Origin of the sequence: Chryseobacterium herbae, from assembly GCF_025154075.1 — a bacterium.
GTDB classification, from domain to species: domain Bacteria; phylum Bacteroidota; class Bacteroidia; order Flavobacteriales; family Weeksellaceae; genus Chryseobacterium; species Chryseobacterium herbae.
The window spans coordinates 22962-44396 of the sequence record NZ_JAOAMU010000001.1; the positions used below are offsets into that span (position 1 = coordinate 22962).

Below are 21435 nucleotides of genomic sequence, written 5' to 3' on the forward strand. Positions count from 1 at the left end.
TGAATCATTTCCTTCAGATCAGTAAATACAGTTTCCTTGATAAACCCAGTTTTTAACACTAAATTTGTGAAGCAAATTATTAAAAGATGAACTACCATACCAGAAAATGGGTAAAACCCGAAGACCTGAACCCGAATCATTCTCTTTTTGGAGGAAGACTTTTACAGTGGATTGACGAAGAAGCCGCATTGTATGCCATTATTCAATTGGAAAATACAAAAGTAGTGACGAAATTTATTTCAGAGATCAATTTTGTAAGCTCTGCCAAACAGGGAGACATTATAGAAATAGGGATTGAAGCTACACACTTCGGTTCTTCTTCCGTAACCTTAAAATGTGATGTAAGAAATAAAATGACCCACCAGACCATTATCACAGTAGACAAAATTGTAATGGTGAACCTGGACAGTGAAGGAAATCCTGCACCGCACGGAAAAACACAGATCGAATTCGTAAAAGACAGATTGAGCAAACCATGAAAATTTTCATTAAAAACATGGTGTGCAACCGCTGCATTTCCGCGGTAGAAAAAATATTCAGTGAAGCAGATGTGAACCTACATTCCATCACATTGGGAGAAGTAGAGACTGAAACGGATATTCCTGCGGAAAAAATGCTGGCTCTAGAAAAAAAGCTTCTCGAAACGGGTTTTGAAAGGATTATGGATTCTGCCCATCAATTGGTTGATAAGATCAAAAACAGGATCATTCTCAAAATCAGTGAACTGGATATTGATGAAGATTTTCTTCTTTCGGATTTTTTAAGTTCAAAGATTCATAAGGACTACAGCTCCCTTTCCAAAACCTTTTCCCAAAACGAAAATATTACCCTGGAACAGTTCTTTATCCTTCATAAAATTGAAAAGGTAAAAGAACTGCTTCTTTATAATGAATTTACCCTTACCGAAATTGCCGGAAAGCTTGGCTATAAAAGTGTTCAGCACCTTTCTTCCCAATTCCGGAATATTACAGGTTTTACTCCTACAGAATTCAAAAAACTGAAGGATCATCAAAGGAAGACTCTGGACAGCTTCTGAGTTGGAGGGTTTGAGTGTCTTAGGGTTTGAGTGTCGGAGTGTGGGAGAGTTTGTGCGTAAGCGTGTTTTAAATCACACTACTCAATTACTACAATATCAGACATTCTTAAACCCTCACCCGAAACTCGTACCCTGAAACTCGCACCCCGCTTCCCGAAACTCTAAAACTCTCCAACACTCCCACACTCCGACACTCAAACCCTCCCACACTCCAACTCTAAAACGCTCAATCCCAGTCACGGCAAAATTCTATAACTATTATCCTTAAATTTATAACAGCCTTAGCCATTCATTTTGGACATTTGTACTATAAATTCAAGGATCATGAACAGACACTATACTATACTCGGAATGACGTGCTCCGGTTGTCAGAAAAAAATTTCTGAAAAACTCAACAGTGTTGAGGGAGTAACGGCCGATGTCAATCTGGAAACCCATACGGCAACCATCACTTCCGATAAGGAAATCGAAATTTCAGTTTTAAATAATGCTTTAGGAGATAAATACAGACTTGAAGACCCTAAGAAACCTGAAATTACATTTGTAAAGCCTCAGGACAGGGTTTCACCATCTTCGGTCTATTACTGCCCGATGGAATGTGAAGGTGACAAAGTATATTTCAAACAAGGCGAAAGATGTCCGGACTGTAAAATGTATCTGGTTCCCATCGAGGAAAAACATGCTAAGGACCCCAATCATAAACCAACCTATTCTTCAACTTATCTTCCGGAAAACTTCAAAGACAACGTAGGAAAACACTATTGCCCGATGTTCTGCGAAGGCGATAAAGTGTATGATGAAAAAGGCGACTGTCCGGTTTGTCATATGCATCTGGAAGACATCACAGAAGATCTGGCCAAAAATGCGGCTTCTCATAATCACCAGCACGCTCATTCCCATCATAATCATCACGACCACAGCCATCATCATGAAGCACCGAAAGTTACTGATGATATGGCTGGAAAGTATTATTGTCCTATGTATTGTGAAGGTGACAAAACCTATGATTCCAACGTAGGATGTCCTGTCTGCGGAATGGATTTGGTAAAATATCCTGAAAAGAAAACCGCAAAATATACCTGTCCCATGCACCCGGAGATCATTCGTGACGAGCCTGGTGACTGCCCGATCTGCGGAATGGATCTGGTAAGAATGCCCGACAATGAAGGTGATGAAGAGGATGAAACTTATAATATTTTAAAAAAGAAATTCTTCATTTCTCTGGCCTTTACCGTTCCTGTTTTTATTCTTTCGATGGGTGGAATGTTTATTAATTTTCCTTTTTCTCGTAAAATACAGGGATTCATAGAGCTTGCCCTTACGCTTCCTGTTCTTTTTTATTCAGGATGGTTTATTCTGAAAAGAGGTTGGGTTTCATTCAAAACCTGGAATTTAAATATGTTCAGTCTGATTGCTTTGGGCGTTGCTGCAGCATTTATCTTCAGTATCGTGGCATTAGCATTTCCGGATATTATTCCTCACGAAATCAGAGGGCACAATCATGAAATTCCACTTTATTTTGAGGCAGTCTGTGTGATTTTGACCCTTGTAATCTTGGGACAATTAATGGAAGCTGCAGCCCATAAAAAAACAGGAAATGCGATCAAGGAACTCATGAATCTTTCTCCGGACGAAGCCAATCTTATCGTGAACGGAGAAGAAAAAAGAGTATTGCTTTCTCAGGTGAAAATCGGAGATTTTTTAAAAGTAAAACCGGGTGAAAAAATCCCTGTTGATGGGAAGATCACTGAAGGAGCTTCTTTAGTAGATGAAAGCATGATCACCGGAGAACCCATGCCTGTAGAGAAAAGTATTGATGACAGGGTTTCTTCAGGAACGATCAATGGGAATAAAGTATTCATCATGAAAGCCGAAAAAGTAGGCGATGAAACTCTTCTTTCCCAGATCATCAAAATGGTAAATGAAGCCAGCCGAAGCAGAGCACCTATCCAGAAACTGACCGACAAGGTTTCCAAAGTTTTTGTTCCGGTTGTGATTCTGATTGCGGTTCTGACGTTTGTTCTATGGCAATTTTTCGGACCGGAAGGAAAGAGAAGTTTATTTGCGTTCGTGAATGCTGTTGCAGTTTTAATTGTAGCGTGTCCTTGTGCACTTGGATTAGCCACACCAATGTCTCTGATGGTAGGAATCGGGAAAGGAGCCAAAAGCGGCATCCTGATCAAAAACGCAGAAGCCTTGGAACAAATGCATAAAGTAAATGTTCTGATCACTGATAAAACGGGAACATTAACAGAAGGAAAACCGTCTGTAGAATATATCGAAACTTCAGGAAACGGAGACAAAAATGAAATTTTAAAACTAGCCTTTTCTCTTAATCAAAATTCGGAACACCCGTTGTCCAATGCGGTGATCAAAAAAGCAAAAGAAGAAAATTTAACGGCTGAAAAGGTAGATCAGTTTGAAAATATCTCAGGAAAAGGAGTTCAGGGAAATATCAATGGAAAAACGGTCTATTTAGGAAACGAAAGCCTTCTGATCTCAAGCAACCTTTCCATTCCGCAGGAATTAAAACAGAAAGCGGTAGAAGTACAGTCGAAGGCACATACCATCTCTTATATCGCTCAGGATAAAAATGTATTAGGCTTCATCAGCTTTACCGATAAAATTAAAGAGACTTCCAAAAAAGCAGTTCAGCGCCTGATGAATGAGGGAATTGATGTCATTATGATGACCGGAGACAATGAACACACAGCTAAAGCAGTTGCCGAAGAATTAGGAATTAAACATTATAAAGCAGGCTGCCTTCCGGAAGACAAATTGAATGAGGTTAAGAAACTACAGCAGCAAGGAAAAATCGTAGCGATGACCGGCGACGGAATCAATGACTCCCCTGCTCTGGCTCAATCTAATGTAGGAATTGCGATGGGAACCGGAACTGATGTTGCCATGGAAAGTGCAGAGATCACGTTATTGAAAGGAGATATTTTAGGAGTCGCAAAAGCAAAACTCTTAAGTGAAAAACTTCTTAAAAACATCAAGGAAAACCTGTTTTTTGCATTCATCTATAATGTATTGGGTATTCCGGTAGCGGCAGGATTATTGTATCCTTTCTTTGGAATACTGTTATCACCCATGATCGCAGCCGCCGCAATGAGTGTCAGTTCACTATCTGTTATTCTGAATTCACTGCGCTTAAATTCTGTAGATCTGGATGCGGATGTAAAATAGAAAACATGAAAAAAGGAAGTCTTTACATTGGATGTTCGGGATTTTATAATAACGACTGGAAAGGGGCGCTATATCCTGAAAACGCCCAAAGTAAAGACTTTCTTACTTTATATTCCGAGGTTTTCAATACGGTGGAGATCAATTCTACGTTTTACAGAAAACCTACCGCAAAAACACTTCTAAAATGGCATGATGAAACGCCCGACGATTTTAAGTTCTTCATCAAAATTCCGAAAGCCATTTCCCATGAAAAACGTCTGAAAGAAGCCAAAGAAGATATTTCGGAATTCTGCGCCCATATTCAGGCTCACTTAAAAGAAAAGCTTTCCGGGTTTCTGTATCAGTTTCCGCCGTCTTTTAAAAAATCGCAGGAAAATATGGACTTGATTGTATCCAACCTTGATTTTAAATATGCAAATGTCATTGAATTCCGCCATGAATCCTGGTGGACGGATGAAATTTTTACTCTTTTAAAAGATCATAATATCATTTTTTCCGGGGTAAGCTTTCCTGGTAATCTTCCTGAAGATTTAATCATCAATCATCCTGAAATCCTCTATTATAGGCTCCATGGAAAACCGGTCCTTTATAAATCCGAGTACAGCTCAGAATTCATTGATGCTATTGCGGAAAAAATCAAACAATCAGAAAGAAAAGCATTTATATTTTTCAATAATACCTGGGGAACTGCTGCGATTAAGAATGCGCTGTATCTTAAGAAAATTTTAGAGAAATAATTTATTTTTCTATCAAAACATCCACATTAATGGAAGGCTCTCCTGCTGAGAACTTTTTCCATTCCCCAAAATAATTTCGGTAATAGGTATTTTTAGAAAACGCGAAAATATTTCCTCCCAAAAAAAGTTTCCCTTTAAAATCTTCGGAAGCCCTTACGGAAACAAAGAAATCCTCATTCAACCAAATGCTTTTATCATTCAGATCTAAAGAAATGGTATTGTCCCGAATATCTTCTTTGGTTATCGTTAACTTCAACGTTTCATTCATCATTGATTCTCCCGGAAAATCACCTGCAGATTTTTGAATATCAAAGATCAGAGTAATAGGTTCCTCAATGGCAAAAGAAGAGAGATTAAGATTGATCTTTTTTACCTTTAGTTTTCTTTGGTTCTTAATCTTTATAGCATATTCTCTGAAAATTTTCTTTACATCCTGAGAATCATAACCGCAATACACTCTTTTTGAATTTCTGGTTCCAAAATTCTTTTGAGAATATTTTTTTGGAATAATATTGACATTTTCAATTTCAAATGCTTTTTTATTGAGTGAAATATCATATTTCTGTAAAGCTTCAAAATCTGAAATCTTGATCTTAAAAGGTTCGTATCCGTTTACCTCTACTTTCAATATTTTATTTTTATCTAAACCTGTAATATCAATAAGGTATTTTCCTTCCTGATCGGTAATACTTCCGGTATCTTCATTCTCAATTCCGATTCTGGCATCTGTAATGGGCTGATGCTTTTCTGAAAAGATGGTTCCTGAAATCTTCTGAGCAGATAAATTGGCCGTAACCAGAAGAATAAATAGATATTTAAAATTCATCAGATAAAATAATTCCCGAATATAGGAAGAATAAGGAAACCTCAATACAAATAGAAAAAATAAATGGATTTACTATTTATAAATGTTAAAATTAACAAATACAAAAACATAATCTACAAACCCGCTATTCTATCTGAAATATGCTTTAAAATAAAGTCCTTAAAATAAACTTAAAAAGTAAAAATTTAACAAATGATGGCATATAATTTGTTAACATTTCAGCACTATTTTAACGATTTTTAACTATTTAAATCTCCATTATCTTTATGAAAAAAAAATTTGGGGAAAAGTCAAGAAACATGACTTTTCTTGGGATGACTGCATTGATGAGTGCGGCCTCACTTGTATTCAACAGCTGTAATGACAAAACCGATGTGAAAGAATCTGCTCAGATTATTTCACAGGAACATCCCACCGTACAAACGGTCCCCCAAATAGATGATGAGAGCGTAGAAACCGATAAAAGAATTATCTACCTTACTTTTGATGATGGTCCCAACCAAGGAACGGAAAATCTTCTTAAAATCTTAAACAAAAGAAATGTTTGTGCGACTGCTTTTCTGGTAGGGAAACATGCCTATGGAAGCAAGAGACAGAAAGATGATTTGGAGCTGCTGAAAAGCAACCCTCTGATCGAACTGGCCAATCACAGCTTTACCCATGCCCATAACAAATACACAGATTTTTACAAAAATGCCGATGCTGTTGTCCGTGATTTTGACATCGCAAAAGACAGTCTGAAGCTTTACGATAAAATAGCAAGAACTCCGGGCAGAAATATCTGGAGACTGAACAATATTAACGTTACGGATATTAAAGGCTCAACCGATGCCGCCAATGGCCTTAGAAAAGCAGGCTACAAAGTAATCGGATGGGATCTTGAATGGAGACCTTCTCAAAAAATGACTTTGAAAGGCAGCCACGAAGCCATGATCAAAAAGGTAGACAGTATTTTCCTTAATGATCTGGAAAAAACATCAAGACACCTGGTTTTCCTTACCCATGACCAATATCTGAGAGATGCAGATTCTATCAATGAGCTGGACATGTTTATTGAAAAGCTGCAAAAAAGCAACAAATTTGTGTTCAGGAAGATCTCGCAGTATCCGAAGATTAATGATATTCTGAATTAAATGTAACAATGTAATAATCTAACAGTGTAACAATTGAATGATGCAGGAATACATTACATTGGTGGTAAACTAGCAACTAGCAACTAGCAACTAGCAACTAGCAACTAGCAACTAGCAACTAGCAAAAGTCAATAACTATTTTACAGATTCATTAGTTTTTTCCTTTTATAATTCAGAAATTTGCATTTATGGGTATTCAAGAAAATTATACAGCAATAAAAGATCAGCTTCCGGCGGGAGTTCAGTTGGTAGCAGTTTCAAAAACGCATCCGGTTGAGGCTGTGCAGGAGGTTTATGATCTGGGACAGAAAGTTTTTGGCGAAAACAAAGTTCAGGAGCTAATGGAGAAATATCCTCTCCTGCCCAAAGATATAGAATGGCACCTGATCGGGCATCTGCAGACGAATAAAGTAAAACACATCGCTCCTTTCATTGATACCATCCAAAGTGTGGACTCAGAAAAACTTCTGGCTGAGATCAGTAAAGAAGCAGGGAAGAACGACAGAACGATTAAGGTATTGCTTCAGGTGAAAATTGCGGCTGAGGAAAGTAAATTCGGACTTGAGATAGATGAGGCGAAATTTCTATTTCAAAAATATATTGACGGGGGATTTTCCAATGTCGAAATTACTGGACTTATGGGCATGGCCACATTTACGGATGATAAAGATCAGGTAAAAAGTGAATTTTTAATTTTAAAAGGGCTTTTTGATGAATTAAATCAGTTAAAAACACTTAAAACATTATCTATGGGAATGAGTGATGATTTCCCTTCTGCCATTGAATGCGGTGCCAATTCCGTGAGGGTTGGATCTGCTATTTTCGGGAGAAGAGATTACTCAAAATAGTATATTTAGGTATGGTTTTTGCTAATAATTGAATCAAAAAATCTAAATTTGCAACTATGCAAAAAATCCTTATTGTAGAAGACGAAAAAGCAATCTCGGGAGTATTACACAGTATCCTTTCTGATGAACTTACCGATTACGAATTTGTTATCGCTGAAGATGGCCTTGAGGGCTACAAACAGATAGAAAAAGAAGATTTCGCATTGGTGATCTCCGATATCAAGATGCCTAAACTTTCCGGAACGGAACTTTTAAAGCAAAGCATGATCTTGAAGCCTGAAAGTACATTTGTGATGATCTCGGGCCATGCAGACATCGATTCTGCTGTTTCCTGTTTAAAGGAAGGTGCATACGACTTTATTTCCAAACCTATCGATATCAACAGACTGATTACAAGCGTTAAAAATGCTTTAGCTAAAGAAAGTCTGAAAAAGGAAAATAAAAATCTCCAAACTGAAAATAAGACCTTAAAAAGAAAGGTCAACAAAAAATACCAGATGATCGGTGATTCTCCTGCTTTGAAAAAAATTCAGGATATGATCGAAAAAGTAGCTGTTTCCGATGCCAGAGTTCTGATTACCGGACCAAATGGAGCAGGAAAAGAGTTGGTAGCTCATGCTATTCACAACCAAAGTGAGCGTGCAAGAGGTCCTATGATTGAGGTCAACTGTGCGGCTATTCCGTCTGAACTTATTGAATCTGAACTTTTCGGGCACGTAAAAGGTTCTTTTACAGGCGCTATTAAAGACAAGCAGGGAAAATTTGAGCAGGCTAACGGAGGTACCATCTTTTTGGATGAGATCGGAGATATGAGTCTTATTGCTCAGGCTAAAGTCTTGAGAGCATTGCAGGAAAGCAAAGTTTCTCCTGTGGGAAGCGATAAGGAAATAAAAGTTGATGTAAGAGTCATTGCAGCAACCAATAAAAACATGCAGAAGGAAATTGAGGAAGGGAAATTCAGGGAAGACCTTTACCACAGGCTTTCTGTGATTGAAATCTACGTTCCACCATTGGATGACAGAAAAGATGATATCAAATTGTTAGTAGATCATTTTTCCGGTATGATTGCCGATGAACATGGTACTGCCGTGAAAAAATTTGATGATAAAGCAATTGATGCGCTTAAAGTGCTTTCATGGACCGGAAATATCAGAGAACTGAGAAATGTTGTGGAAAGATTAATTATTCTTGGCGGAAATTCTGTTTCCGAGGAGGATGTTGCAAGTTTTGTAAGGAAATAATTTAATTAAACATTAAATATATTATAAAAATTTGCAGTAGCCTTACTGCAAATTTTTTTTTGACCTTTTTTAAGTATTAAACTATATATGAATCATAAAATATTATGAGCTTTTTAAACAAAAACTACACGAAAGAATGCCTGACTCTGGCTCTACCTGTAATGCTTACGCAGGTGGGGCAGGTCTCGGTGAATTTGTTCGACAATATTATTGTCGGAAAACTTTTAGGTGCAGATGCCCTTGCTTCTGTTTCATTGGGAAATGCTGTGTTTTTCTCGGTGTTTGTATTGGCGCTGGGATTTTCATTTGCTATTCCTCCGCTGGTTTCTGAAGCACACTCCAAGCAGGACCACGGAACTATTAATTCTGTATTCAGCCACGGATTCGTGATCAATATGTCTGTGGGAATTATTTTAACGGCCGTTTTGCTTTTGGGAATGCCACTACTCTATCAATCCGGGCAGCCGGCAAAGATCATTCCTAATACGGTAGATTTCCTGGGCATTATGGCGATCAGTATGATCCCGTTTATGGCTTTTCAGACGCTTCGTGAGGTTTCCGAAGGACTTTCCTATACCATAGGCGTAACCAAGGCTACGATCATTGCGAATATCATCAACATTGTCCTGAACTATGTTTTAATCAAAGGGATCTGGATCTTTCCGGAAATGGGTGTAAAAGGTTCAGCTTTAGCAACATTGATCTCCAGAATTTTCATGGTGGTTTTCTTGTATGTTGTATTGGTGAAAGAGAAAAAAACAAGACGCTATATCAAAGATTTTTCTTTAAAAATACAGGTGTTCTCCAAAAATATGTTCGATAAAATGGTGAAACTGGGTCTGCCAACTGCTTTACAGATGTTCTTTGAAGTAACGGCTTTTGCAGGTGCTGCCTTTATCTGTGGACTGATCTCCGCTCACGATATTGCTTCTCACCAGATCGCCTTGAGTATGGCTTCATTTACCTTCAACCTTTGTGTAGGATTCAGTGTGGCTTCAACGGTCATGATCGGAAGAAAGCTGGGTGAACAAAATTTTGTTGAATTAAGAAAAGTCGGGATCAATAACCTGAAGATATCTTTTATTTTCATGTGTATCTGCGGATTGTTCTTTGTTCTGGGAAGAAATATCCTTCCGACTTTCTTTACTAAAAAAGAAGAAGTTGAAGTGATTATGCTGGCTTCAAAACTAATGATTATCGCAGCCTTATTCCAGCTTTCAGATGGGATTCAGGTAACGGCTTTAGGGATGCTGAGAGGTCTTCAGGATGTAAAAATTCCATCGATCTATACTTTTATCGCCTACTGGGTGATTACGATTCCTTTAGGGTATTTCTTGTGCGTCACTTTAAAAATGGGTGCTTTCGGAATGTGGATCGCTTTAGGATTGGGACTTACCGTTTCAGCGGTTTTCCTGGTGAAACGATTTCTCAATATGTCCGCGAAGAGAATTAAGCAGAATTAAGAGGTTGGAAGCAGGAAGAAGGAGGATGGAAGTTACTATAGGGTTTTTCATTTCTGATAGTTTGGTGAAATTTAATCAGCAAAAAAACCGATTAAAACCGCATTGTAATTATCCCTGAGGTTGAATAACTTCTCTATTCCCACTTCGGTGTTTCGAACATTATAAAAATTTTAATAAAAAAGCTGCGCGAAGTCTTCGACTTCGCGCAGCTTTTTATATTTTTGGCCTCGCTATTAAACAGAATCAATAAAAATCATGAAAAAAATTATATGCCTGCTCGCTTTGTATGCAGGTTCATTCTATCAATCACAAACCAACAGATTTATTTATGAACTTCAGTACCGGAAAGAGGGTTCGGAAGATTACAGACAAAATCTTATGAATCTTGATATCAGCCCAAAATCCGTCAAGTTTTATGATCAAAAATTTGCAGATTATGATTCCATCAACAAAAAGGCAAATACTGCTGTTTCGAGATACAGTACAAGAACAGATCAGGTTATTGAAAGAGCACCCAATTCATTTAAAAACAAATGGTACAGAGACTTTTTTGAGTATTTTGTAGTGAATACCAATGACGAAATGACCTGGAAACTGCTTCAGGAAACCCAACAATACAATGGCTATAAGCTTCAAAAAGCAACCACTGATTTCGGAGGCAGAACATGGAATGCATGGTTTTGTAATGAGGTAAACATTAAAGAAGGTCCGTATAAATTCAGAGGACTTCCCGGTCTGATCTTTATTCTGGAAGACACGGATAAAAATTTCATCTATAAACTGATCAGCAATAAAAAGCTGGACACCGAATATGACACTAAAGAATTCGTAGAAACCCATTATGGAAAACCGGCGATCCCTATTTCCAACGAGAAATTTAATAAGTACATCGAAGATTTTTACGAAAATCCGACAAGGACGTTAGCAGAAAGTATAAAAAACGGTCAGAAAACCTCTTTTAAGAACGAAAGTATAGAAACGATTGAAGAGCTCAACAGCAAAAAAGCAATGCTTCAGAACGGGATAAAAAGCCGTTATATTTACATTGAAAGGGATAAGGAACCTTCTTTTAAAACGAAATAACTTTTTTAAAAATGGATTTAAGTATAGAAGAAATACGAAGACATGCTATCTTCGATCCTACATTTGGAAGATTAGAAATCATTATTGAAGGTTTAAATAAGGCAATAGTATATTTCAGAGGAAGCGAACTGGCAATTGACTGGTGGGGCTCATTGGACGAGAAAAAGGAATATGAGTCCATGTACAAACTTGCAATTTTAGCCATTGAAGACTATTTAAGATTAACAATAAAGGATTTTTTTGACATTCATGAAGAAAAAGATTATATACCTGTTTATAAATCCGAGCCCCATATTGATCTGATTTTTCTTTTAGCTGATTATATAAAATCAAATTCAAAAGCATCCGAAGAATCATTCAGCAAGTTTGATCTAAATATAGATGACTATCCTATTTATCATGGTATTGTAATCCTGAATAAAGATCAAGATTTAAATGAAATTCTCAAAAAACTGAAGGAGTATAGAGCTAAGCTTATCGATTTAAAATATCCGGAATAGATCTGATTCTATTCCTTACGAATTTCGCGAAGTCTCCGACTTCGCGAAATTCATTTTATATCAATTACCCAACCCTTTTCCCTAAAATCGTCAAGCTCCTTTCTATCCCGTCCAGAACCGCTACGTTGGGAAACATTCCCCATTCTTCAAATCCGAAATATCTGAAGAGTTTCATACTGGCCTCATTATGAGAAAAGATAAATCCGAGAAGCGTTTTAATTCCCAAGCCGGGTGCCCGATAGATGCAGTATTCCATTACTTTTTTTCCAAAGCCTTTTCCTCTGCAGGATTCGTCCAGATAAATACTCATTTCAACCGTTCCATTGTATGCGGGTCTTCCATAAAACGAGGAAAAACTTACCCAACCAACTGTTTCATGATTATTTTCAATAATCCAAAGCGGTCTTGTTTCAGGATTGTGTTCTTCAAACCATTCTTTTCTGCTTTCTACAGACACATTTTCAGTATCTGCAGTCACCAGTCTTGAAGGAATGGTAGAATTGTAGATCTCAACTATCTTTTCTAAATCTTTCAGGTCAGCATCTCTGAATTGTAAGTCTTGCATTTTATAGGTTCGGTTTTATTTCTCTACAAAAATAAGAAGTAAAAAACTTTTAAGGGTAGAGATTCAATCAATAATTGCAACTAATGTTGGGATGGAAGTTGGAAGAGGGAGGATGGAAGTTACTGTTCGGCTTTCATTTAAACAACCTGGTGAAATTTAGTAAAGTAAAAACAGTACTAGCTGTGTTTTCGCACTCCATAACTTCCCTCTTCCATCCTCCACCTTCCCTACTTTATTTACCCAAATTCTTCAGCGTCCTGTTCAGACTTCTCACCGTAATTCCCAGGTAAGCCGCCATATCTTCTTTTGAAATCTCAATTTCCTCTTGTTTCTGGAGTTCAAGAAGTTGGGATAAAGTGTGTTCAGCCGCATACAATTGTTGGTATGAAGCTCTTTTGGAGGTGTTCACGATTCGTTCTGCAAAAACGTCCAGCAGGAGATTATTCAGGGGAAGGTCGCTTTTGATTAATGATTTGAAATACGGTATAGCGATGGCATAAACGGTTACGTCGGTTACTGCTTCAATACTGCAGAGACAGGGAATATTACGAATCTGTTCTATTTCACCGATGATCTCCCCTTTTCCCAGGAATTCAACAATATATTCTTTGTCATTTTCTTCAACTAAAAAACATTTTGTAATTCCTTCTTTGATGAGCATTATTTTAGAAGGGTTTTCATTCTGGGCCAATATCCTTTCCCCTTTGGAAAAAGATCTTATGATGATATCTTCTTTACGTTCCTGCTTTCCGTAAAGATCTTCTGCATAGTTTAAAAACAACTGATTCGTTCGTAACATATTATATCCGGGACAAATGTCCTTTGGTGATTGAATTTTTATACTGAATTTTGTTGGGAGAAAAATACAAAAGTAAAATGAATAATCATATAACGACCATCGCCTTTGATGCAGATGATACCCTTTGGATCAATGAACCTTATTTTCAGGAAGCGGAAAAGGAATTCTGTGTGCTGCTCGAAGATTATCTCCCACAGCATTCTGTATCTCAGGAATTATTTAAAACTGAAATGCAGAACCTTCATCTGTATGGTTACGGTGTAAAAGGTTTTATGCTCTGTATGATCGAAACGGTGAGCAGAGTTTCGGGTGGTATGGCATCGATGCTGTTGATCAACCGAACTGTTGAAATCGGTCAGGAACTTCTTCAGAAACCCATAGAATTGCTGGATGGTGTCACCGACACATTAGATGCATTAAAAGGAAAATACAGACTCGTTGTGGCCACAAAAGGAGATCTGCTGGATCAGGAACGGAAACTTAAAAATTCAGGATTGCAGGAATATTTCCACCATATCGAAATTATGAGTGACAAGAAAGAAAGTGATTATCAAAAGCTATTGAAACACCTAGACTGTAAACCTGAGCACTTCCTGATGCTTGGAAATTCTATCAAGTCAGATATTCTGCCCGTCCTGGAAATCGGAGGTTTTGCAGCACATATCCCTTACCATGTGACATGGAGCCATGAACAGCATAACCATCATCTGGAACATGATCATTTTATGGAACTGAAAAGTATTGATGAAGTGTTGAAATACTTATAAATAAAATTAATTAAGACTTTTTAGGAAGTCAAAAAACATAAAAAAAGCCCGTTCCAATCATGAACGGGCTTTCTCTCAAATTATTTTATTTCTTTAAACACTTCTCAAGGAACTGATCCTGTTCCCATAAAAGGTGTAGAATATTTTCTTTGGCCACATAACCATGGGCTTCTTTTGGAAGAAGAACCATTTTCACAGGAGCGCCCAGGTTTTTCAGAGCCTGGAAATATCTTTCTGTCTGTAGAGTGAAAGTTCCCGGATTATTATCCGCATCACCATGAATTAAAAGCAATGGCGTTTTCATTTTGTCTGCATTCATGAATGGAGACATCGTGTTATAGATCTCCGGAATATCCCAGTAATTTCTCTGCTCGCTCTGGAAACCAAATGGAGTCAGCGTTCTGTTGTATGCCCCACTTCTGGCAATTCCACATGCGAAAAGCTTAGAATGAGTTAATAGATTGGCGGTCATAAAAGCACCATAAGAATGTCCTCCTACAGCCACTTTCTTCTTGTCAATATAGCCTAACTGATCCACCGCATTGATCGCCGCTTCAGCATTGGCTACCAACTGTGGAATGAAAGTATCATTCGGTTCTGTTTTTCCTTCTCCGATGATCGGGAATGCAGCGTCATCCAGTACGGCATACCCTTTCGTTGTCCAGTATACGAAAGATCCGTAGTACGGGAATGTAAAGTCATTCGGGTTCTGGGTATTCTGACCTGCTGTGTTTTTATCTTTATATTCCGTTGGATAAGCCCAGATCAGCAAAGGAAGCTTTTCTGTCTTAGCTTTTCTGTCATAATTGGCAGGCAAATAAAGTGTTCCCGTTAAAGTAACACCATCGTTTCTTTTATAGGTGATCACTTCTTTGTAAACATCTTTAATGCTTTCAAAAGGGTTTGCAAATTGAGTTACTGCTTCTGCTTTATTGGATTTAATATTCTTTTTAAAATAGTTCGGATAAAGGCTTGGAGACTGTTGAGTCGTTAAAATTTCACCTTTCGACGCATTAAGGATATCAATGATCTCTTCTTTACCATTCTTAACGTTAGAAGTATAAAGCCTTTTCTTTTTAAGCGACTTCACGTCCATTTCGTCGATGAAAGGATGCTGTCCGTCTTTGGTAAATCCATCTCCGATCAGATAGGTTTTCCCTCCTTTCATATCAATGACATACCTTCCATACTGGTTTTTCGTGGTATTAAAATTCCCCGGATCGCTGTAAACATCCTGATAATTTCTGTCATCAAAAACTTTGGATTCGCCATTATTAAGATCCACCAAGTAAGATTTTGTATTTCTTGTGTCGTACCAGCCCTCAGAAACTACGGCATAATGATCATTGGTCCAACTTACGCCTTCATATCTCTGTTTTGTCTTAAAGAATGATTTTGGAGCAGCAGCAAACGGCGCTTCCCACGTAAAGATCTCATCTCTGTATTCTGCAGGTTTTGACTGGTCACCTCCATCCAATGCCTGAGCAAATAATAAGGTTGCCGGTGCATCACTTCTCCAGCCCATACTTCTTTTTCCTTCTCTGACAGATGAAAATCCTTTCGGCATGATCTCATTCAATGGAACATCGTTTACTACTTTTACAGCATTTCCTTTCATGTCGTAAACGGTAGCTGTCAACGGGAATCTGCTTAACGGAACGATATATGAAAATGGTTTCTTAATCACCGTAGTCATTAAATAATTTCCGTCAGGAGAAAAGCTTAAACCGGAATACATATCCTGGTCCTTCACTTTTTTAAGGTTTCCACTAAGATCTACGTTATAGATTTCGGAAGCCGTAAGAACCTCAAAATTCTTTTCATCCTGAGGATTTTTTAAAAGATCCTGGTACGTTCTGTTTTGAGAAACTTTACCGTCCGCCGTGGAAACGATAGGTCCCGTAGGAAGATCTTTGCTGGCATCGATCAAAGCAGGTCTGTTCTGAGGAAGTGTTCTGATCAGAATACTCTGAGAATCATTGTACCAAACATAAGGAGATCCTAAATTAGCATTCAGATTATCAGATGTGATTTTTTTAGCAGAAGCCGTTTCCATATCTATCACCCAAAGCTCTACTCCTTTTGCAGTAGTATTGGTAAATGCCAGTTTCTTTTCGTCCGGCGAAAATGAAGTGTATGTAATTTTAGCATTAGCAGGCAGATTGCTTACCTGAACTTCATTTTTATCATTGATCTTTCTGATCTTCAGATTATTCGAATAAGTCGCACTGCTTGAAATATTGGTAACCGGATTGATCCTTAAACCGGCAAGCTTCATTTCCTGCTGGTTAAGATCTTCCAGTGTTTTATAGGTTGGACGGTATGTGAAAACTACCCAGTCTTTTTTGCTATTCATCAGAACGCTTGGAGGTCTTTCGTAATCTGCTAATTTCAGAATCTCGGCAGAAGGTTTTTGATAAGTAATACTCTCCTGTGCATCATAGAAATTGAGAAATGCCAGAAGGCAAATAGTCAGTTTTATCTTCATATAAATTCATTTTCTACGAATGTAGTGATTTTTGGAATATAACTAAAACTGTTAATTTTTAATACACAATGATGTGATATAATTTAAAAACTTTATATTCGTAAGATCAAATTAATTCAATATTCATTATGAAAAATTTAAAGAAATTATCCAAGAGAGATCTTAAAACAATTATTGGAGGAAGTGCACCTTCATGTGATTTCGATTACAAAGCGTGCGTTACGGGAAGAGATGAAAACGGAGCCCCAATATGGGATTGCTTACCGCCATCATATCCTTGTTAATCCTAAAAGAAATAAAAAAGAGCATTAGTTATCTAATGCTCTTTCTTTATATTTTCAAGACCGAATTACCAGTCTGAAGCTCTTCTTCTTTTTTCTATCATATGATCCACCGATACTTTTCCGGCGCCAAACGCCATCAGGAGAAGATAAACGGACAGATAAATAAGACTCATTTCTCTTTTCTCAAAAGGATCTGCTCCATGAACCATGAAAGCGGCTATGACCATTGTAAAGATCAGAAAACCTAAAGAAATCCTTGTAAAAAGTCCTAATATCAGAAGTATTGAACAGGCAAATTCAGCAATAACCGTCAGAACCAAAGTCACCAAAGGACCTAATCCTAAAAAGTCATAAAATTCTATTTTACCGCCTTCCAGAAGCATCTGCAACTTGGGGAAACCGTGAGAAAGCATCGCAAAACCTACAAACACCCTCACAACGAATAAAATAATATCTTTAGGTACTGAGCTGGAATTTGACTTGAAATAGTTCATTTACTAAAAATTTAGACTAAAGATAATAAAAATCTTTTAATAGAACGGAATCACAAGCGTTTTTAGTTTATCTGTACCCGAAGTTTTTCAAATCCCTGTCGTTTTTACGCCAGTCTTTTTTCACCTTCACAAAAAGGTTCAAATGAATTTTCTTGGAAAAGAATTTTTCCAGATCCAGCCTGGCTTCAGTTCCTACTTTTTTGATCGCCTCTCCCTTGTGTCCGATGATAATTCCTTTTTGGGTATCTCTTTCCACATAAATAATAGAATCGATGAAAATAATTCCTTCTTTCTCTTTAAACTGTTCGGTCACCACCTCTACAGAATAAGGAATTTCTTTTTCATAGTTTAAAAGGATTTTTTCACGAATGGCCTCATTTACGAAAAATCTTTCAGGTTTATCCGTGTATTGTTCCTTGTCATAATAAGGAGGGCTCTCCGGAAGCAGAGATCTTAATTTCGGCAGAATGATATCCGTATTGAATGCATTCAGGGCAGAAATAGGAAGGATCTCAGCTTTTGGAATCCTGTTGTGCCACTCTTCTACCAGTTTTTCAAGTCCTTCCTGGTTGGTCTGGTCTACTTTATTCAGCAGAAGCAATACCGGAACCGGGATCTTGTTCAGTTTATCAATTAAAAATTCTGAAGGTTCAGCTTTGTCAGTGACGTCTACAATGAATAAAAATACATCGGCATCCTGTAAAGAATCCTTTACAAAATCCATCATTTTCTCCTGAAGACCATACTTCGCGTCTAAAACTCCGGGAGTATCTGAAAATACGATTTGCAGGTCCTCTTCATTATAAATTCCAAAAATTCTGTGGCGGGTTGTCTGAGCCTTCTGCGTTACTATCGCCAGTTTCTCTCCCATTAATTGATTTAATAAGGTAGATTTTCCGGCATTAGGCTTTCCGACTATGTTTACAAATCCAGCTTTATGCATATAAATAATATTACGAACTGCAAAGTTAGTAAAACAAAACTGGTCTTCACGGTATAAGTCGGTTTTTAAAAGAAAAAAGCTTAATCCTTTCAAAAAATCTGTAGATATTATTGATTTGGATGATTCCTTCTTATATTTATCTGATTAATTTAGAAATTGAATCCAATACAGTTGTATTGCATCTCCTAAAACCAATACTTTTGACCTTATAAATTCACTTTATGGATATAGACCAGATCCTCGACCGTATTGATGTACTTCCGGAAGCCTCCAAAGCCTCTCTGAAAAAGCATATCACGGAAGTATCCCATCCCAAATCTTTCTGCCTCATGGAAGCGGATAAGATCATTCCTCATATCTATTTTATCAGGAAAGGTATTGTGCGTGCCTACGCTTCCACTGCCGATAATGATATTACGTTCTGGTTTGGGAGTGAAGGGGAAACCATTGTTTCCATGAAAAGCTATGTGGAAGATAAACCGGGTTATGAAAGCATTGAACTTCTCGAAGACTGCGATTTGTATATCCTGGAAACGGAAAGCCTGAGAAAATTGTTCAACGAAGATATCCACATCGCCAATTGGGGGAGAAAATTTGCAGAAAAAGAATTGGTGAAAACAGAAGAACTGATCATTTCAAGACAATTTAAAACATCTCTGGAACGCTATAAAGACCTCATGACCAATAAAACGGATCTTTTGAAAAGAGTTCAGCTGGGTCATATTGCGTCCTATCTTGGAATCACGCAGGTGAGTTTGAGCAGGATCAGGGCGGAAATTAAATAAGTTTCGGGGTTACACGATTCGTGTTATAGGTTAAGAATTGAGATCTATTTCATTTTTTAACAAATGTAAAATTGTTTCTGCTTTCAAATGCGGAAATTTGCAGGAGAGAAAATCAAAAAAAATGAATTGGATTATTTTAATCATCGCCGGAATATTTGAAGTGGCCTTTGCCTCTTGTTTAGGAAAAGCCAAAGAAACCTCCGGATCTGAGATGTATTACTGGTATACCGGCTTTCTGGTTACTATGACGATCAGTATGCTCCTTCTGATCAAGGCTACCCAAACGCTTCCTATTGGAACGGCTTATGCGGTATGGACAGGAATAGGAGCAGTAGGAACAGCCCTGATGGGAATTTTCTTTTTTAAAGATCCCGTAAGCTTTTGGAGAATATTTTTCATTGTCACCTTAATTGGTTCTGTTATAGGATTAAAATCTGCTTCTCACTAAGAGTAATAAACGACTTCTATCTATATTAAATATCCCCGTCTTCGAATCTGAAGACGGGGATATTGTTTTATTTCTTTAAAACTACAGGTAAGATCTCGTTGTGTCTCAACCCGTATTTTTTGATTTCATCTTCTGAAAAATTCTGTGAATAGAAGTTCGGTTCTGTTTCGAAACCGGCTTTCCTCAAACGGTCGAAATAATCCATTCCATACCAGCGGACGTGGTCGTACTGCCCGAAATGTTTCTGACGTTCTTTGGGATCTTTGATGGAAAAATCTTCATAGGTTTTCTCCAGAGAATTCCGCATCGGAACCTGGAAAATCCCCCAGCCGCCCGGCCTCATCACTCGGTAAAGCTCACTGATCGCTTTAGCATCATCTTCTATATGTTCCAGAACATGGTTGCAAAAAACAATGTCAAAGCTTTCATCAGCAAAAGGTAAATTGAGTATATCGGCTTTCACATCTACGATGGGAGAATAGAGATCTGCAGAAATATAATCCAGATTTTTCATCATCTTAAATTTCCGCAGAAATTCCTGCTCGGGAGCAATGTGCAGAACTTTTGCATTCTTAATAAAAAAATCGGTCTCATTCTGAAGATACAGCCACATCTGGCGGTGTCTCTCCAGACTCAAAGTTCCCGGAGACAATGCATTTTCACGCTGCTTTCCATAACCGTAGGGAAGGAATTTCCGGTAAGATTTTCCATCGATAGGGTCATAAAAATTATCTCCTTTGAAAAACTGATAGATAAGAGGCCTGGCCCAGATACTCATTTTGATAAGCATTGGACGAGGTATTTTATTCAGTAAAAGTTTGGTTACTTTTTTCATTAAAAATCCAATTGGAATGGCTTCTCTTCATCACTTACGATGCCTAAAGCTTCGTAAACATATTTGAATGTGGAAAGCAATACCGGTTTACCATTGATCACTGCTACGTCATGCTCAAAATGCGCAGAAGGCAGATTATCCAAAGTAGTCACTGTCCAGCCGTCATTATGGAATTTCACTTTTTCCGTTCCAAGATTCACCATCGGTTCAATTGCTATGGCAAGACCATCTTTGATTACTTTTCCGCTTCCCTGTTTTCCGTAATTCGGAACCTGTGGATCTTCATGCATCTTTCTTCCAAGACCGTGCCCTACAAGCTCTTTTACAACACCGTAACCTTCTTTTTCACAATGTGCTTGGATCGCATGGGAGATATCTCCTATCCTTTTCCCTCTCATACACTGCGCAATTCCTTTGTAAAGGGATTCTTTGGTTACCTGCAGTAATTTTTTAACCTCAGGTTTCACTTCCCCGATCTCGAATGTATAGGCATGATCTCCAACAAAACCGTTCAGGACCACCCCACAGTCTACGGAAAGAACATCTCCTTCCTGGATAATATCATTATTGGGAAAACCGTGAACTACCTGATCATTTGGAGAAATACACAAAGAATTAGGGAAACCGCCATATCCTAAGAAAGCAGGTTCAGCTCCGTGATCTTTGATAAAATCATGAGCCAGCTTATCAAGATATAAAGTATTGATTCCCGGTTTTATTTCTTTAGCAAGCATTCCCAGTGTTTTTGAAACCAGGTGTGCACTCTCCTTCATGAGGCGTAGTTCCTCTATTGTTTTTAATTGAATCATTGTATTAATTTACCAATGTATTAATGTACCAGTGTAACAATTTCACCAACAGATTATTGTTACATTGTTATACTATTAAATTGTTATATTGTATTAATTTACTAATGTATGAATGTACCAGTGTAACAATTTCACCAACAGATTATTGTTATATTGTTACAC

At 37.7% G+C, this 21435-nt stretch carries 22 protein-coding genes; 14 read left to right on the forward strand and 8 right to left on the reverse strand.

Annotated features, from left to right (window positions below; genetic code table 11):
- The first annotated feature begins 86 nt into the window (after positions 1–86).
- The 4 genes from N0B48_RS00120 (at position 87) to N0B48_RS00135 (ending at position 4962) form a co-directional block, all read left to right on the forward strand.
- Positions 87–479 carry an acyl-CoA thioesterase gene (locus tag N0B48_RS00120; RefSeq protein WP_034727696.1) on the forward strand — a complete coding sequence of 131 codons (393 nt, stop codon included), beginning with the start codon at positions 87–89 and terminating at the stop codon, positions 477–479.
- Positions 476–1036: a helix-turn-helix domain-containing protein gene (locus tag N0B48_RS00125; RefSeq protein ID WP_259835452.1), complete on the forward strand. Its 561-nt coding sequence runs from the start codon at positions 476–478 to the stop codon at positions 1034–1036. Before N0B48_RS00120 ends, N0B48_RS00125 begins: the two co-directional genes overlap by 4 nt.
- 324 nt (positions 1037–1360) lie before the next feature.
- Positions 1361–4225, forward strand: a complete 2865-nt coding sequence (locus N0B48_RS00130) for a heavy metal translocating P-type ATPase (protein WP_259835454.1) — start codon at positions 1361–1363, stop codon at positions 4223–4225.
- Positions 4226–4230: 5 nt separating this feature from the next.
- A complete protein-coding gene (locus N0B48_RS00135) occupies positions 4231–4962 on the forward strand; it encodes a DUF72 domain-containing protein (RefSeq protein ID WP_259835455.1) in 732 nt (243 codons plus the stop codon).
- Between the two features lies 1 nt (position 4963).
- Here N0B48_RS00135 and N0B48_RS00140 read toward each other — a convergent pair whose 3' ends face one another.
- Positions 4964–5788 carry a carboxypeptidase-like regulatory domain-containing protein gene (locus tag N0B48_RS00140; RefSeq protein WP_259835456.1) on the reverse strand — a complete coding sequence of 275 codons (825 nt, stop codon included), beginning with the start codon at positions 5786–5788 and terminating at the stop codon, positions 4964–4966.
- 266 nt (positions 5789–6054) lie between these two features.
- On the opposite strand from N0B48_RS00140, the gene N0B48_RS00145 reads away from it, so the two are divergent.
- The 6 genes from N0B48_RS00145 (at position 6055) to N0B48_RS00170 (ending at position 12056) form a co-directional block, all read left to right on the forward strand.
- Positions 6055–6921 carry a polysaccharide deacetylase family protein gene (locus tag N0B48_RS00145; RefSeq protein WP_259835458.1) on the forward strand — a complete coding sequence of 289 codons (867 nt, stop codon included), beginning with the start codon at positions 6055–6057 and terminating at the stop codon, positions 6919–6921.
- A 188-nt stretch (positions 6922–7109) separates the two neighbouring features.
- Positions 7110–7769 carry a YggS family pyridoxal phosphate-dependent enzyme gene (locus N0B48_RS00150; protein WP_259835460.1) on the forward strand — a complete coding sequence of 220 codons (660 nt, stop codon included), beginning with the start codon at positions 7110–7112 and terminating at the stop codon, positions 7767–7769.
- 56 nt (positions 7770–7825) lie between these two features.
- Positions 7826–9010 carry a sigma-54-dependent transcriptional regulator gene (locus N0B48_RS00155; RefSeq protein ID WP_259835463.1) on the forward strand — a complete coding sequence of 395 codons (1185 nt, stop codon included), beginning with the start codon at positions 7826–7828 and terminating at the stop codon, positions 9008–9010.
- Positions 9011–9114: 104 nt separating this feature from the next.
- Positions 9115–10473 carry an MATE family efflux transporter gene (locus tag N0B48_RS00160; RefSeq protein WP_259835466.1) on the forward strand — a complete coding sequence of 453 codons (1359 nt, stop codon included), beginning with the start codon at positions 9115–9117 and terminating at the stop codon, positions 10471–10473.
- 255 nt (positions 10474–10728) lie between these two features.
- Positions 10729–11556: a GLPGLI family protein gene (locus N0B48_RS00165; RefSeq protein WP_259835469.1), complete on the forward strand. Its 828-nt coding sequence runs from the start codon at positions 10729–10731 to the stop codon at positions 11554–11556.
- 11 nt (positions 11557–11567) lie between these two features.
- Positions 11568–12056, forward strand: a complete 489-nt coding sequence (locus tag N0B48_RS00170) for a hypothetical protein (protein WP_259835472.1) — start codon at positions 11568–11570, stop codon at positions 12054–12056.
- Positions 12057–12120: 64 nt separating this feature from the next.
- Here N0B48_RS00170 and N0B48_RS00175 read toward each other — a convergent pair whose 3' ends face one another.
- Together N0B48_RS00175 and N0B48_RS00180 are read right to left on the reverse strand one after the other, a co-directional pair.
- A complete protein-coding gene (locus tag N0B48_RS00175; RefSeq protein WP_259835473.1) occupies positions 12121–12621 on the reverse strand; it encodes a GNAT family N-acetyltransferase in 501 nt (166 codons plus the stop codon).
- A gap of 232 nt (positions 12622–12853) precedes the next feature.
- Positions 12854–13420, reverse strand: coding sequence for a Crp/Fnr family transcriptional regulator (locus N0B48_RS00180; protein WP_259835476.1), 567 nt, complete (start codon positions 13418–13420; stop codon positions 12854–12856).
- A 77-nt stretch (positions 13421–13497) separates the two neighbouring features.
- On the opposite strand from N0B48_RS00180, the gene N0B48_RS00185 reads away from it, so the two are divergent.
- A complete protein-coding gene (locus tag N0B48_RS00185; protein WP_259835479.1) occupies positions 13498–14187 on the forward strand; it encodes an HAD family hydrolase in 690 nt (229 codons plus the stop codon).
- An 85-nt stretch (positions 14188–14272) separates the two neighbouring features.
- Here the strand turns inward: N0B48_RS00185 and N0B48_RS00190 are convergent, their stop codons facing one another.
- Positions 14273–16675 (reverse strand): alpha/beta hydrolase family protein, encoded by a 2403-nt coding sequence (locus tag N0B48_RS00190; protein ID WP_259835480.1) that lies wholly within the window; start codon positions 16673–16675, stop codon positions 14273–14275.
- Positions 16676–16803: 128 nt separating this feature from the next.
- Between N0B48_RS00190 and N0B48_RS00195 the strand changes: the two genes are divergently transcribed.
- Complete coding sequence (locus N0B48_RS00195) at positions 16804–16959, forward strand: bacteriocin-like protein (protein ID WP_259835482.1); 156 nt, start codon at positions 16804–16806, stop codon at positions 16957–16959.
- Between the two features lie 65 nt (positions 16960–17024).
- Here N0B48_RS00195 and N0B48_RS00200 read toward each other — a convergent pair whose 3' ends face one another.
- The gene (locus tag N0B48_RS00200; protein WP_034727664.1) at positions 17025–17453 is read right to left on the reverse strand and encodes a DoxX family protein; all 429 of its coding nucleotides are present in this window, start codon (positions 17451–17453) and stop codon (positions 17025–17027) included.
- A 67-nt stretch (positions 17454–17520) separates the two neighbouring features.
- Positions 17521–18396: a GTPase Era gene (gene era, locus N0B48_RS00205; protein WP_259835484.1), complete on the reverse strand. Its 876-nt coding sequence runs from the start codon at positions 18394–18396 to the stop codon at positions 17521–17523.
- A gap of 221 nt (positions 18397–18617) precedes the next feature.
- On the opposite strand from era, the gene N0B48_RS00210 reads away from it, so the two are divergent.
- Together N0B48_RS00210 and N0B48_RS00215 are read left to right on the forward strand one after the other, a co-directional pair.
- Positions 18618–19181: a Crp/Fnr family transcriptional regulator gene (locus N0B48_RS00210; protein WP_047453446.1), complete on the forward strand. Its 564-nt coding sequence runs from the start codon at positions 18618–18620 to the stop codon at positions 19179–19181.
- Between the two features lie 121 nt (positions 19182–19302).
- Positions 19303–19629: a DMT family transporter gene (locus N0B48_RS00215; RefSeq protein ID WP_259835487.1), complete on the forward strand. Its 327-nt coding sequence runs from the start codon at positions 19303–19305 to the stop codon at positions 19627–19629.
- 67 nt (positions 19630–19696) lie between these two features.
- Here the strand turns inward: N0B48_RS00215 and N0B48_RS00220 are convergent, their stop codons facing one another.
- Positions 19697–20464 (reverse strand): class I SAM-dependent methyltransferase, encoded by a 768-nt coding sequence (locus N0B48_RS00220; protein WP_259835490.1) that lies wholly within the window; start codon positions 20462–20464, stop codon positions 19697–19699.
- Positions 20464–21273, reverse strand: coding sequence for a type I methionyl aminopeptidase (map, locus tag N0B48_RS00225; protein ID WP_259835493.1), 810 nt, complete (start codon positions 21271–21273; stop codon positions 20464–20466). The genes N0B48_RS00220 and map overlap by 1 nt, the downstream gene beginning before the upstream one ends.
- Between the last annotated feature and the right edge of the window lie 162 nt (positions 21274–21435).

Coding starts and splice junctions, on each gene's coding strand:
- N0B48_RS00220 (WP_259835490.1), bottom strand. CDS start 20,464: ATGAAAAAAGTAACCAAACTTTTACTGAATAAAATACCTCGTCCAATG.
- N0B48_RS00145 (WP_259835458.1), top strand. CDS start 6,055: ATGAAAAAAAAATTTGGGGAAAAGTCAAGAAACATGACTTTTCTTGGG.
- N0B48_RS00125 (WP_259835452.1), top strand. CDS start 476: ATGAAAATTTTCATTAAAAACATGGTGTGCAACCGCTGCATTTCCGCG.
- N0B48_RS00150 (WP_259835460.1), top strand. CDS start 7,110: ATGGGTATTCAAGAAAATTATACAGCAATAAAAGATCAGCTTCCGGCG.
- N0B48_RS00135 (WP_259835455.1), top strand. CDS start 4,231: ATGAAAAAAGGAAGTCTTTACATTGGATGTTCGGGATTTTATAATAAC.
- N0B48_RS00130 (WP_259835454.1), top strand. CDS start 1,361: ATGAACAGACACTATACTATACTCGGAATGACGTGCTCCGGTTGTCAG.
- N0B48_RS00160 (WP_259835466.1), top strand. CDS start 9,115: ATGAGCTTTTTAAACAAAAACTACACGAAAGAATGCCTGACTCTGGCT.
- N0B48_RS00165 (WP_259835469.1), top strand. CDS start 10,729: ATGAAAAAAATTATATGCCTGCTCGCTTTGTATGCAGGTTCATTCTAT.
- N0B48_RS00195 (WP_259835482.1), top strand. CDS start 16,804: ATGAAAAATTTAAAGAAATTATCCAAGAGAGATCTTAAAACAATTATT.
- N0B48_RS00155 (WP_259835463.1), top strand. CDS start 7,826: ATGCAAAAAATCCTTATTGTAGAAGACGAAAAAGCAATCTCGGGAGTA.
- N0B48_RS00200 (WP_034727664.1), bottom strand. CDS start 17,453: ATGAACTATTTCAAGTCAAATTCCAGCTCAGTACCTAAAGATATTATT.
- N0B48_RS00170 (WP_259835472.1), top strand. CDS start 11,568: ATGGATTTAAGTATAGAAGAAATACGAAGACATGCTATCTTCGATCCT.
- N0B48_RS00185 (WP_259835479.1), top strand. CDS start 13,498: ATGAATAATCATATAACGACCATCGCCTTTGATGCAGATGATACCCTT.
- N0B48_RS00175 (WP_259835473.1), bottom strand. CDS start 12,621: ATGCAAGACTTACAATTCAGAGATGCTGACCTGAAAGATTTAGAAAAG.
- N0B48_RS00180 (WP_259835476.1), bottom strand. CDS start 13,420: ATGTTACGAACGAATCAGTTGTTTTTAAACTATGCAGAAGATCTTTAC.
- N0B48_RS00140 (WP_259835456.1), bottom strand. CDS start 5,788: ATGAATTTTAAATATCTATTTATTCTTCTGGTTACGGCCAATTTATCT.
- N0B48_RS00120 (WP_034727696.1), top strand. CDS start 87: ATGAACTACCATACCAGAAAATGGGTAAAACCCGAAGACCTGAACCCG.
- N0B48_RS00215 (WP_259835487.1), top strand. CDS start 19,303: ATGAATTGGATTATTTTAATCATCGCCGGAATATTTGAAGTGGCCTTT.
- N0B48_RS00210 (WP_047453446.1), top strand. CDS start 18,618: ATGGATATAGACCAGATCCTCGACCGTATTGATGTACTTCCGGAAGCC.
- map (WP_259835493.1), bottom strand. CDS start 21,273: ATGATTCAATTAAAAACAATAGAGGAACTACGCCTCATGAAGGAGAGT.
- N0B48_RS00190 (WP_259835480.1), bottom strand. CDS start 16,675: ATGAAGATAAAACTGACTATTTGCCTTCTGGCATTTCTCAATTTCTAT.
- era (WP_259835484.1), bottom strand. CDS start 18,396: ATGCATAAAGCTGGATTTGTAAACATAGTCGGAAAGCCTAATGCCGGA.